This is a genomic window from Rahnella sp. 2050, from assembly GCF_040544515.1.
GTDB classification, from domain to species: Bacteria; Pseudomonadota; Gammaproteobacteria; order Enterobacterales; family Enterobacteriaceae; genus Rahnella; species Rahnella aceris.
Map to the genome: position 1 here is coordinate 539,972 of NZ_JBEPKE010000002.1, position 12,135 is coordinate 552,106.

The window sequence follows — 12,135 nt, forward strand, 5'->3', positions numbered from 1 at the left end:
ATGTCTGATATTTCAAATTTTTCCGGAATCACCCGTCGTCGTCTGTTGCAGATGATGGCGCTTTCTCCGTTGCTGACCTCGGTGCCTGCGCTGTCGGCATCGCGTCCCGATCTCAGCCGCATTATTGCTCTCGAATGGTTACCGGCTGAACTGCTGATCGCACTCGGCGTGATGCCGCTGGCGATTGCCGATATCCGTAATTACAACACCTGGGTGGTTGAACCACCGCTGGCACCGGGCGTGATTGATGTCGGTCAGCGTACCGAACCCAATATGGAACTTATCCAGCAGCTAAAACCTTCGCTGCTGCTGATCACCGCCGGTTATGGTCCGACGACCAGTCAGCTCGAATCCATCGCGCCGGTTCTGGGTGTCAAAGCCAATGACGGTTCGGCAAAACCGCTCAATCTGGCCATCAGTTCCCTGCATAAACTGGCGGATCGTCTCGGTTTACAGGATCGCGCCGAAACGCATTTGCAGCTGTACCGTGACACGCTGTTGCAAACCCGCGAACAACTGAAGCCGGTCGCGCAGCAGCCGCTGCTGTTAATCACCTTTATTGATACGCGCCACGTTCTGGTGTTTGGCATGGGCAGCATGTTCCATGAAGTGATGGGTGAGCTCGGGCTGACCAACGCCTGGGCCGGGGAAGGCAGTTTCTGGGGCAGCGTATCGGTCGGCGTCGAGCGCCTGACCCGTATTAAAAACGCCCGCGTGTTGTGTTTCGAACACGACAACGCCGACATGATGGAGGCAGTAGCAAAAACGCCGCTGTGGAAATCCATGCCGTTTGTGCGCGCGAACCAGTTCAGCATCGTGCCCGCCGTCTGGTATTACGGTGCAACCTTCAGCGCGATGAATTTCTGCAAAATTCTCACCAGCACTCTGGGGAAACCGGTATGAACCGCCGTTCATTCAGCGTTTCGCTGACTCTCCTGATTCTGCTGGCGCTGGCCGCCGGTGCGCTCAGTCTCTACAACCTGAATCAGCAACTGCCTTATGCGCAGTGGCGCGGGGCGTTGTGGCAGCCTGATATCGATAATGTCCAGCAGATGCTTTTCCATTACAGCCTGCTGCCGCGCGTCGCTGTGGCCTTGCTGGCCGGTGCCGGGCTGGGGCTGGTTGGTTTGCTGTTCCAGCAGGTATTACGTAATCCGCTGGCAGAGCCCGCGACGCTGGGTGTTTCGGCAGGCGCGCAGCTCGGCCTGACGGTCGCCACGTTGTGGGCACTGCCGGGCGGGATGATCACCCAGCAGTTTGCCGCCATGGCTGGCGCGGTGGTGATTGGTGCACTGGTGTTCGGCATCGCCTGGGGCAAACGCATGTCACCGGTCACGCTGATCCTCGCCGGTCTGGTGCTGGGCTTGTATTGCGGAGCGGTGAATGGCCTGATTGGCATCTTCAACTACCAGAACCTGCAAAGTCTGTACATGTGGAGCAGCGGGGCGCTGAACCAGCAGGACTGGGATATCGCGAACTTCCTGCTGCCGCGGGTGATTATCGTCTGGCTGCTGGCGTTTCTGTTGCAGCGTCCGATGACGCTCCTGGGGCTGGATGATGGCGTCGCCAAAAATCTTGGCCTCGGCCTGTCAGCGGCGCGTCTTGCTGTGCTGACGCTGGCGATTTTAATGAGTGCGCAACTGGTCAATGCGGTCGGGATCATCGGTTTTATCGGCCTGTTTGCACCGCTTCTGGCGAAAATGCTCGGTGCACGTCGTCTGGCTGCACGGCTGATCATTGCGCCGGTTATCGGTGCGCTGCTGCTTTGGCTTACCGATCAGGTGATGCAAACCATTACCACATTTTGGATGGAGATTCCGACCGGTGCCGCGACAGCGCTGGTGGGCGCGCCGCTGCTGTTATGGCTGCTGCCGCGTTTGCGCAATAACATGACACCGCCGCCAATGGATCAGGGCGATCACGTACCGGTTGAACGTCAGCATCTGGTGCGCTGGATGTCACTGGCGCTCGCCGTGCTGTTACTCGGGTTGATGGTTGCACTGATGGCCGGACGCAACGCCACTGGCTGGAGCTGGTCCACCGGTGCAGATTTACAGGCGCTGCTGCCGTGGCGTTTGCCACGCGTGATGGCGGCGCTGGCTGCGGGTATTATGCTGGCGTCATCCGGTGTGCTGATCCAAAAACTGACCGGTAATGCGATGGCCAGCCCGGAAGTGCTGGGGATCAGTTCCGGTGCGGCGACCGGCGTGGTGGTGATGATGTTTATCGTCCCGGGCGATGCCTTTGTCTGGCTGCTGCCTGCGGGCAGTGCGGGTGCGGCGCTGACGTTGCTGGTGATTATGGTGGCCTCGGGGCTGCGAAGTTTTTCGGCCGAACGTATGTTACTGACCGGTATCGCGCTCAGTACCGCTTTCACCACGCTGATGACGCTGCTGCTGGCGAGCGGCGATCCGCGAATGGGTGGCCTGCTGACCTGGCTTTCAGGTTCAACCTATTCCGTATCCGCTGAAGCCGCCTGGCGAACGCTGATTCTGGCCGGGGTGCTGATGGTTCTTGTGCCATTCTGCCGCCGCTGGATAAATATTTTACCGCTGGGGAGCGTGACCGCAAAATCAGTCGGACTGGCGCTGACGCCCACCCGTCTGGCGATTTTACTGCTGGCGGCGGTGATGACAGCGGCGGCAACGCTGACTGTCGGGCCGCTGAGTTTTGTCGGGCTGATGGCACCCCATATGGCGCGCATGATGGGCTTTCGCCGGGCGGTTCCGCAGTGGATGGTCGCCAGTATTCTCGGCGGGTTGCTGATGGTCTTTGCGGACTGGTGCGGACGGATGATCATTTTCCCGGATCAGATCCCGGCTGGTCTGCTCGCCACCTTTATCGGTGCGCCGTACTTTATTTATCTGCTGAGAAAGCAGGCGGGATAGAGAATTTCAGCCAATAGAAAATAGGGATGTTAGAGCAGATTTTTCTTTGGACGCGGCCTTAGTTCCTCCCCTTCGCAGGGGAGGGAGCGGACTTGACTGGCGCTTAAAGCTTAGCGAAACAACGTCGTGCGGCATCAATCGTGCGCTGAATATCTTCCGGCGTATGCGCGAGAGACATAAAGCCTGCTTCGAAGGCGGAAGGGGCCAGGTAAACGCCTTCTTCCAGCATCAGATGGAAGAACTTTTTGAAACGCTCAACGTCGCATTTCATCACGTCCTGATAGCAGGTCACGGTTTCTGCATCGGTGAAGAACAGCCCGAACATGCCGCCGACGTGGTTCACCACGAACGGAATATTTTCTTTCTGCGCCGCGTCCAGCAAGCCTTCGGCCAGTTGGGTGGTGCGTTCGGTCAGGGTCTGATGTACGCCCGGTTGCGCGACCTGCGTCAGGCAGGCAATACCGGCCGCCATGGCAATCGGGTTACCGGAAAGCGTGCCTGCCTGATAAACCGGACCGGTCGGTGCCAGCGCTTCCATCACGTCGCGGCGTCCGCCAAATGCGCCCACCGGCATGCCGCCGCCGATGATTTTACCCAGACAGGTCAGGTCAGGCATCACATCGTAATACTCCTGAGCACCGCCCAGTGCGACGCGGAAACCGGTCATCACTTCGTCGATGATCAACAGTGCGCCAAATTCATCACAAATTGCGCGCAGACCCGGCAGGAATTCCGGTAATGGCGGCACGCAGTTCATGTTGCCTGCGACCGGCTCCACGATGATGCAGGCGATGTCGTCAGGGAATTGCTCGAATGCAGCACGGACGGAATCGAGATCGTTATAGGTACAGGTCAGCGTATGTTTGGCGAAATCAGCCGGGACACCCGGCGAGTTCGGCTGGCCGAGGGTCAGCGCGCCGGAACCGGCTTTCACCAGCAGGCAGTCGGCGTGGCCGTGATAGCAGCCTTCGAATTTAACGATTTTATCGCGATGGGTGAAACCACGCGCCAGACGGATCGCGCTCATCGTCGCTTCGGTGCCGGAGTTCACCATACGCACCATGTCCATGCTAGGCACCAGGCCGGTCACCAGCTCGGCCATTTTCACTTCCATCTCGGTCGGTGCACCAAAGCTCAGGCCGCGCTCAGCCGCCTCAATCACCGCATTGCGGATTTCGGCGTTGTTATGGCCAAGCACCATCGGTCCCCATGAACCCACGTAGTCAATGTAGGCTTTACCATCGGCATCAAACAGGAAAGCGCCGTCAGCGCGCGCGATGAATAAGGGGACGCCGCCAACGCCGGAGAAGGCACGTACCGGCGAGTTAACACCGCCCGGGATTAGCGCTTGCGCCTGCGTGAACAGACTTTCTGACTTACTCATTATTCGGCTCCTGAATTGCTGGGTTCAATATGTCACGGAAAGATTTATGCGCCCATTCTAGTGAACTGAGCGGCGTTATCAAACCGCTAACCGTGCGGCATTTTGTTGCAGATCCTGTCAGGACGGCAATTTGTATGATTAAATCCATCCATCTTCCATAACATTTTTTATATTTCCCTTTCTGAGATGAATGAATCAGACACTGAAATTTTAGCGGATGCGCCCGTGCGCGGCCCGCGCAAACGCAGCGAAATCCTGCGCCTTTTACTGCGTCGTGATAAAACGCCGGTCACCATTTTGCTGGTCGCCGCAGTGGTCGGTACGGTTGCCGGCTTACTCGGCGTGGCTTTTGAGAAAGCAGTGAACTGGGTGATGGCGGTCCGGCTTGCCGGGCTGGGCGTCTTCAATGATTACTGGATCCTGCTGTGGCCGCTGACATTTGTGTTTTCTGCCGCGCTGGCGATGGTCGGCTATTATCTGGTCCGGTGTTATGCGCCTGAAGCGGGCGGTTCGGGGATCCCTGAAATCGAAGGCGCACTGGAGGAATTACGGCCGGTGCGCTGGTGGCGGGTGATCCCGGTGAAATTCTTTGGCGGCATGGGCACGCTGGGTGCGGGTATGGTGCTGGGAAGGGAAGGGCCAACCGTGCAGATGGGCGCGAATGTCGGGAAAATGATGGTCGATATTTTCCGGCTGCGCAGCGCGGAGGCGCGGCATTCGTTGCTGGCTACCGGCGCGGCGGCCGGGCTTTCTGCGGCATTTAACGCACCGCTCGCCGGTATCCTGTTCATTCTCGAAGAGATGCGCCTGCAGTTCCGTTACAGCCTGATCTCGATAAAAGCGGTGTTTATCGGCGTGATCATGTCGAGTATCGTTTTCCGTATTTTTAACGGCGACGGCGCGGTGATTGAAGTCGGCAGGCTGGCGAGTGCGCCGCTCAATACGCTGTGGTTGTATCTGGTGCTGGGCATGGTCTTTGGTGTGGTCGGCGTCAGTTTCAATGCGCTGATTTTCCGCACACAGGATATGTTTGCCCGTGTGCATGGCGGAAATCTGCGAAAAATCCTGATCATCGGCGGCATGTTGGGCGGATTCTGCGGCCTGCTCGGGCTGGTGCATCAGGAAGTCACCGGTGGCGGATTTGCGTTGATCCCGCTGGCGGCGGCAGGAAAATACAGCCTGATGATGTTGCTGGTGATCTTTGTTGTCCGGGTGGTGACTACGCTGCTGTGCTTTGCCTCCGGCGCACCGGGCGGGATTTTCGCTCCGATGCTGGCGCTGGGCACTTTGCTCGGCACCGCATTCGGCACCGCCGCGCTGGCTTGGTTTCCGCAATATGATATTCAGCCTGCCACCTTTGCCATCGCCGGGATGGGCGCGTTATTTGCCGCCAGCGTGCGTGCACCGCTGACGGGTATCGTGCTGGTACTGGAGATGACCGATAATTATCAGCTGATTTTACCGATGATCATTACCTGCCTGGGCGCGACCCTGCTGGCGCAATTTCTGGGGGGTAAGCCCTTGTATTCCGCCATATTGACCCGCACCTTACAGAGGCAGGAACGTGAGAACGCGGAAAAAGCGCAGGGTGAGATCGCCGCTGAAGGCATCAATAAGCAGGACAGCGCAGCCAAAAATGCCCATACTTGAAGCATTAACTCAGGTATAAGATAATGAGTATATTATTCAGACAGTCAATCCGGCGGCCTGAACAAATGCGGATTGGGAGTGAGAAATTATGAGTGAAGCATTGTTGAATGAAACAACCGCGTTGCCGTTACAGTTTACTGAGGCCGCGGCGCGTAAGGTGAAAAACCTGATTTCCGACGAAGAAAACCCGAACCTGAAACTGCGCGTGTACATCACCGGTGGGGGTTGCAGCGGATTCCAGTACGGTTTCACCTTTGACGACAAAATTAATGACGGCGACATGACCATCGAAAAAGCCGGTGTGGCGCTGGTGGTTGACCCGATGAGCCTGCAATATCTGGTTGGCGGTTCGGTGGATTATACCGAAGGTCTGGAAGGTTCACGTTTTGTGGTGACCAACCCGAATGCAAAAACGACATGCGGTTGCGGTTCTTCCTTTAGTATCTAAATATCCGTCTTAAAGAAAAAGCCCGTTTGCTATGCAGACGGGCTTTTTTTATGTTGAAACCGTCGGTGTGAACAGGGTGCTCAGGTAAGTGAGCATTCACAAGGGGGTTACCATTCGACAGTCACCAGCTTCGAACCGATGCTAATTCCCGGCACGGCATTAAGCATGATTTCGCTGATATGCGGTTGCATCATCGTGTGGCTGGCGCAGATGACGGAAGTGCCTGTGCGCGCAGCATCAATCTTGCAACCCGGCAGGATGGTCAGGCTGACGCCAATCTGACCGCCCGCCATGCCCGCAACAGCCGACAGCGGGATCAGTGCGAGCAGCGCACTGAGTAAAAGAGCTTTCATTATTGTTATTCCTGCTGGTGTAGTTCAACAAAATCAGCCTGGCTGAAAAGGTTATCGGTCTAAATTTTACGGCCTTTAATCCAGATTTCTTATGATCGGGAAATAAGTCACGTTTTTATCGTGTATCGCGCCGTTATTCTTATTATTTCGTCTGTAATACAAAGAGATAATGTTAAATCGAGGGCTGGCAACGTACGTAGGATTTTACGCCGGACATGTTACCAGATGACAGGGCAGAATTATTGATTTCGGTTAATAAAGCAACAATTCGGAAAAGCGCCATGCCGGTATTTCGCGGGGGCATGGCTAAATAGTTAGTAAGCATTCACCCCTGAGGCAAGGCTGCAAGCTGCGGGCAAAGTTGTTGTGCGGCAAGAAGAATACGCGGCCCGGCGCGGCTGAACCAGTCAGGATCCAGTGCGATAACCTGCGCGCTGAGCATGGAACGCCAGTAATCCTCGATCACCTGTTTTTGTGATTTTCCGCCCGATATAACAATAACCTGAGGATGACGGCTTAAAACCTGTTCCCGGCTGACCTGAGGCCAGGGCACACGACTGTCGGCGAAAATATTTTTTGCACCACAGACGTTAAGCACTTCACTTTGCATTGTGGTCGCGGCGGCAGTAAACAGCGGCTGGGTGCCGAACTGAATAAAGGCAGAAACCGGCTTTTGGCGATGATATTTCAGCTTCAGCGCCTGCCATTGCTGGCGAAAATCAGCAGCGGCGCGTTTTGCGCTTTCCGGAGAAGGGCTGTACGCCGCAAGTTGTTCCAGCGCTTGTGCCACCTGTTCCGCATTTTGCGGATCAAGATAGATAACGTGGATACCCAGCGAAATCAGCTGATCCAGCGGACGTTGCGGGTTACCGCCACGCCAGGCGAGAACTACATCAGGTTTCAGCGTCACAATACGTTCGACGTTGATTCCCTGCCAGTTCGCCACCTGCTCAAGCTTGCTGGCCTGTGGCGGGTAATCGGAGTAAGCACTAACTCCGATTACCTGATCGCCCAGACCGGCGGCAAATGCCAGTTCTGTCAGATTGGGTGCCAGACTGATCACCCGTTGGGCCGGCGCCGCAGTTGCTGCCACAGGCAGCAGCAGGCAACTCAGTATGAGGCCGAACCGGCGCATCATTATTCTTCGCCAGCCGCCAGCGCTGTCAGCATCGCATCTACCATCAGGGTGGATTGCTGTGCGGCAACCACCAGGAATTCTTCAAAGCTCAGGTGGGATTCACCATCAGCAACATCAGAAATTGCGCGAACGACCACGAACGGGGTACCGAACAGGTGGCAAACGTGACCGATAGCCGCGGCTTCCATTTCGACAGCAGCAACATTCGGGAAGGTTGCGCGGATACGTGCCAGAGGCGCTGCGCCATTGATGAACGCATCGCCACTGCAAACCAGACCGCGTACGGCGTTCAGGTTGAGTTCACGGATACAGTTTTCTGCCAGTTCAATCAGCGCCGGATCAGCAGTGAACGCAGGCGGGCAACCGGCCATCTGGCCCGGTTCATAGCCAAACGCGGTGACGTCAGCATCGTGATAACGCACTTCATCAGACACGACGATATCACCGACTTTCAGGGTTTTCGCCAGCCCGCCTGCGGAACCGGTATTGATCACCACGTCAGGACGGCAATGTTCCAGCAGCAATGTGGTGCCCATGGCGGCAGACACTTTACCAATGCCGGATTTAAGCAGCGCCACGTCCACACCGTTTAACTGGCCAGTATAGATTTCGCAGCCTGCGCGTTCGATAGTCTGACGGTTGATAATCTTGTCGCGCAGCAGGGTCACTTCCTGCTCCATTGCACCGATAATGCCTACTTTCATATGAATACTCGCAGATGTGGTTGGAATGAGCCGCAGCGTGTGCGGAATTGACGGTTTAATCACGAAAACAATGTGCGATAGTCTATCATGGCTAAAGGTAAGAAATAATCCGTTTGGGGTGCAGGTTGCTACTGCAAAAAGCGCGTCGGTTTGATGTGTGAGTGGCTGAAAAGGTGGGAAATCATGTCCGGGATCGATTTTAAAACGAAATTCAATTTTCAGCGTCCTTTCAGCGCCCCGATCGAGGCACGCGATGACTATGATGTCGTCCGTCAGTTCGAAAGCGATCGCGGGCGCATTATCAACTCGGCTGCCATCCGCCGTCTGCAACAAAAGACTCAGGTTTTTCCGCTGGAGAAAAATGCTGCCGTCCGCAGTCGTCTGACCCATTCCCTTGAAGTTCAGCAGGTTGGCCGTCACATCGCCAAAGAGATCCTCCACCGTTTGCGCAGGCAGAACAAGCTTGAGGCTTACGGGCTGGACGAGGTGACCGATCCCTTTGAAAGCGTGGTAGAAATGGCGTGCCTGATGCACGACATCGGTAATCCGCCATTTGGGCATTTTGGTGAATCCGCCATTAACAACTGGTTTGCTAAGCGGATGGACACCGCCGGTTGCGGCGAAACACCACAGGAAACGGATGCCTGTCTGGTGACGTGTTTGCGCCTGACGCCAGACGATGCTGAACTGAACCAGCTGCGCAGTAAAATCCGCTACGACCTGTCTAATTTTGAAGGCAATGCGCAGGCCATCCGGCTGGTCTTCACCTTGCTGAAACTCAATCTGACTTACAGCCAGACCGCCTGCATTCTGAAATATACCCGCCCTGCGTATTCAATGACTAAACTTCCTTCGCATGATTACCTGATGAAAAAACCGGGTTTTTATCTGGCGGAAGAGCCGTTCATCAAAAAACTGCGCACTGAACTCGGGCTGGGTGAATTTAACCGCTTTCCGCTTACCTACATTATGGAAGCGGCCGATGATATTTCTTACTGCATTGCCGATCTGGAAGATGCGGTTGAGAAAAGTATTTTCAGCGTGGAACAGCTTTATAATTATCTGTGCCGTGAGTGGGGCGCGATAGAGAAAAATGACTTCTTCGATAAAGTGGTTCGCACTGCTTACGAGAAAATGGATAAAGCGAAAACGTTCCGTAATCCGGTGGATTACTTCTTTATGGAACTGCGCGTTCAGACAGTGAAACAACTGGTGCCGCATGCTGCCCGCCGGTTCATTGATAATATAGAAGATATTTATCAGGGTACCTTTAATCATGCGTTGCTGGAAGATGACAGCCAGGCCAACCGGTTGTTAGAGATTTATAAAGCGGTGGCCTTCAAACAGGTATTCAATCATCACGAAGTGGAGGAGCTGGAATTACAAGGCTATCGGGTGATCAGCGGATTACTTGATATTTATAGCCCGTTGCTGGATATGCCTTTGACCGATTTTAACCAGCTAGTTCAGGAGGATACGCACAGGAAATATCCGATTGAAACCCGTCTGCTGCATAAGATTTCAGCCAAACATCGTCTGGCTTACAACAATGCCGTGGCGGCGCTGGAAGGATTACCGGTCGCGGAACATGCCGCGCAGGAGTTTTATTACCGTGCGCGAATGATTCAGGATTATATCAGCGGAATGACTGACCTTTATGCATACGATGAATACAGAAGACTCATGGCGGCTGAGTAATTTGTTTTAAAAAGACAAATTGAACTCTCTTTAATTTTCTTTACGGAACTGTTTGAAAAAACGCCATTTGTAAATGCTGACAATAATTTTTTACCATTGTCATTTCGACCCTGATGAACTTCACGCTATTAATACCATCTCAGTATCACGACTACCAAGCAATGCGACTATTTTGGTTGCCACAATAATTTTAAGAGATCCTGAAAAATGAAAAAATCGAGTTTATTCCTCAGCGCATTAGCGTTAAGCATCGGTATGGCAATGGCCCCGGTTTCTTCTGCACTGGCTGCTGAAACTGCGTCTTCCAGCACCAGCACCACTCAGCTTCCTAGCCTGGCACCTATGCTTGAAAAAGTGATGCCATCGGTGGTGAGCGTCAACGTTGAAGGCAGTGCGCCGGTAAAAACACCACGCATGGGTCAGCAGTTCCAGCAATTCTTTGGTCAGAATTCGCCGCTGTGCCAGGACGGTTCGCCGTTCCAGGGTTCTCCGGTGTGTCAGGGCGGCGGTCAGGGGCCTGACGGTCAGCCTGCGCCTGAACAGAAAGAAGATTTCCGCGCGCTGGGTTCCGGCGTCATCATTGATGCCGACAAAGGTTATGTGGTTACCAACAACCACGTTGTTGATAACGCAACCAAAATCAGCGTACAGCTGAACGATGGCCGTAAGTTCGACGCCAAAGTCATCGGCAAGGACCCGCGTTCTGATATCGCGGTGATTCAGTTACAGAATGCGAAAAACCTGACGGCCATTAAGATGGCGGATTCCGAACAACTGCGTGTGGGCGATTACACCGTGGCTATCGGTAACCCGTATGGTCTGGGCGAAACCGTGACTTCCGGTATCGTTTCTGCACTGGGTCGTTCCGGCCTGAATATTGAGAACTACGAAAACTTCATCCAGACGGATGCCGCGATCAACCGCGGTAACTCCGGTGGTGCGCTGGTGAACCTGAATGGTGAACTGATTGGCCTTAACACGGCGATCCTGGCACCGGACGGCGGCAACATCGGTATCGGTTTTGCGATCCCAAGTAACATGGTGAAAAACCTGTCCAAACAAATGATCGAATTCGGTCAGGTGAAACGCGGCGAGCTGGGCATCATGGGGACCGAGCTGAACTCCGAACTGGCGAAAGCCATGAAAGTTGACGCACAGCGCGGTGCATTCATCAGTCAGGTCATGCCGAAATCTGCCGCAGAGAAAGCGGGCATTAAAGCCGGTGACGTGATCCTGAGCATGAACGGTAAACCGATCAGCAGCTTCGCCTCGTTCCGTGCTGATATCGGCACCCTGCCAATCGGCACCAAAGTGACGCTCGGCCTGCTGCGTGAAGGCAAACCGATGAACGTTGACGTGACCATTGAGCAAAGCACTCAGACATCGAAAATCGAATCCGGCAACATTTATACCGGCATCGAAGGGGCTGAACTGAGTAACGGTGCGGCAGGTGATCAGAAAGGTGTGAAAGTCGATGAAGTGAAGCCGGGTTCAACGGCCGCGCGCATCGGCCTGAAAAAAGGCGACGTCATTTTGGGTGTGAACCAGCAGAAAGTGACCAATCTGGGCGAGCTGCGTAAAATTCTCGACACCAAACCAAACGTTCTGGCGCTGGATATTCAGCGTGGTGATACCTCAATTTACCTGCTGGCGCAGTAATTTCCGCCTGCTATACCTCACACAAAGCACGCTCCGGCGTGCTTTTTTTTTGCCTGTCTTTCAGGGACTCTCATCAATCATGTGGATTTTGCCGGGCCGGTTGGGCATTTGCTTAAAAATGTGATATTCCCCGCAACTTCAATAGGTGCTTTCGCTCTTTGGGCATTTGCATAATGTATGGGCATCGCGGCCTGAGTATGCTGTTTTAACAAC

The 12,135-nt window shown here is 54.6% G+C and carries 10 protein-coding genes; 6 read left to right on the forward strand and 4 right to left on the reverse strand.

Features of this window, described 5'->3' with window-relative positions; translation table 11 throughout:
* A complete protein-coding gene (fhuD, locus tag ABIC79_RS09725; protein WP_013576936.1) occupies positions 1-903 on the forward strand; it encodes a Fe(3+)-hydroxamate ABC transporter substrate-binding protein FhuD in 903 nt (300 codons plus the stop codon).
* Positions 900-2,888 (forward strand): Fe(3+)-hydroxamate ABC transporter permease FhuB, encoded by a 1,989-nt coding sequence (gene fhuB / locus ABIC79_RS09730; protein ID WP_126124281.1) that lies wholly within the window; start codon positions 900-902, stop codon positions 2,886-2,888. Before fhuD ends, fhuB begins: the two co-directional genes overlap by 4 nt.
* Before the next feature lie 103 nt (positions 2,889-2,991).
* On the opposite strand, the gene hemL is transcribed toward fhuB, so the two are convergent.
* Positions 2,992-4,272: a glutamate-1-semialdehyde 2,1-aminomutase gene (hemL, locus tag ABIC79_RS09735; protein ID WP_013576934.1), complete on the reverse strand. Its 1,281-nt coding sequence runs from the start codon at positions 4,270-4,272 to the stop codon at positions 2,992-2,994.
* 186 nt (positions 4,273-4,458) lie between these two features.
* On the opposite strand from hemL, the gene clcA reads away from it, so the two are divergent.
* Positions 4,459-5,922, forward strand: coding sequence for a H(+)/Cl(-) exchange transporter ClcA (clcA, locus tag ABIC79_RS09740; protein WP_041673167.1), 1,464 nt, complete (start codon positions 4,459-4,461; stop codon positions 5,920-5,922).
* An 88-nt stretch (positions 5,923-6,010) separates the two neighbouring features.
* On the forward strand, positions 6,011-6,370 hold the full coding sequence (erpA, locus tag ABIC79_RS09745; RefSeq protein ID WP_013576932.1) for an iron-sulfur cluster insertion protein ErpA: 360 nt from the start codon (positions 6,011-6,013) through the stop codon (positions 6,368-6,370).
* Between the two features lie 107 nt (positions 6,371-6,477).
* Here erpA and ABIC79_RS09750 read toward each other — a convergent pair whose 3' ends face one another.
* The 3 genes from ABIC79_RS09750 to mtnN all read right to left on the reverse strand — a co-directional run bounded on the left by ABIC79_RS09750 (position 6,478) and on the right by mtnN (position 8,565).
* Complete coding sequence (locus ABIC79_RS09750; RefSeq protein ID WP_015690401.1) at positions 6,478-6,723, reverse strand: hypothetical protein; 246 nt, start codon at positions 6,721-6,723, stop codon at positions 6,478-6,480.
* 325 nt (positions 6,724-7,048) lie between these two features.
* Positions 7,049-7,861, reverse strand: a complete 813-nt coding sequence (gene btuF / locus ABIC79_RS09755; protein WP_131638344.1) for a vitamin B12 ABC transporter substrate-binding protein BtuF — start codon at positions 7,859-7,861, stop codon at positions 7,049-7,051.
* Positions 7,861-8,565 carry a 5'-methylthioadenosine/S-adenosylhomocysteine nucleosidase gene (gene mtnN, locus ABIC79_RS09760; protein ID WP_013576929.1) on the reverse strand — a complete coding sequence of 235 codons (705 nt, stop codon included), beginning with the start codon at positions 8,563-8,565 and terminating at the stop codon, positions 7,861-7,863. The genes btuF and mtnN overlap by 1 nt, the downstream gene beginning before the upstream one ends.
* A gap of 183 nt (positions 8,566-8,748) precedes the next feature.
* Between mtnN and dgt the strand changes: the two genes are divergently transcribed.
* Both dgt and degP read left to right on the forward strand, forming a co-directional pair.
* On the forward strand, positions 8,749-10,263 hold the full coding sequence (dgt, locus tag ABIC79_RS09765) for a dGTPase (RefSeq protein WP_015690399.1): 1,515 nt from the start codon (positions 8,749-8,751) through the stop codon (positions 10,261-10,263).
* Between the two features lie 207 nt (positions 10,264-10,470).
* On the forward strand, positions 10,471-11,922 hold the full coding sequence (gene degP, locus ABIC79_RS09770; RefSeq protein WP_013576927.1) for a serine endoprotease DegP: 1,452 nt from the start codon (positions 10,471-10,473) through the stop codon (positions 11,920-11,922).
* The last annotated feature ends 213 nt before the right edge of the window (positions 11,923-12,135 follow it).

Coding starts and splice junctions, on each gene's coding strand:
- degP (WP_013576927.1), top strand. CDS start 10,471: ATGAAAAAATCGAGTTTATTCCTCAGCGCATTAGCGTTAAGCATCGGT.
- hemL (WP_013576934.1), bottom strand. CDS start 4,272: ATGAGTAAGTCAGAAAGTCTGTTCACGCAGGCGCAAGCGCTAATCCCG.
- fhuB (WP_126124281.1), top strand. CDS start 900: ATGAACCGCCGTTCATTCAGCGTTTCGCTGACTCTCCTGATTCTGCTG.
- mtnN (WP_013576929.1), bottom strand. CDS start 8,565: ATGAAAGTAGGCATTATCGGTGCAATGGAGCAGGAAGTGACCCTGCTG.
- fhuD (WP_013576936.1), top strand. CDS start 1: ATGTCTGATATTTCAAATTTTTCCGGAATCACCCGTCGTCGTCTGTTG.
- ABIC79_RS09750 (WP_015690401.1), bottom strand. CDS start 6,723: ATGAAAGCTCTTTTACTCAGTGCGCTGCTCGCACTGATCCCGCTGTCG.
- clcA (WP_041673167.1), top strand. CDS start 4,459: ATGAATGAATCAGACACTGAAATTTTAGCGGATGCGCCCGTGCGCGGC.
- erpA (WP_013576932.1), top strand. CDS start 6,011: ATGAGTGAAGCATTGTTGAATGAAACAACCGCGTTGCCGTTACAGTTT.
- btuF (WP_131638344.1), bottom strand. CDS start 7,861: ATGATGCGCCGGTTCGGCCTCATACTGAGTTGCCTGCTGCTGCCTGTG.
- dgt (WP_015690399.1), top strand. CDS start 8,749: ATGTCCGGGATCGATTTTAAAACGAAATTCAATTTTCAGCGTCCTTTC.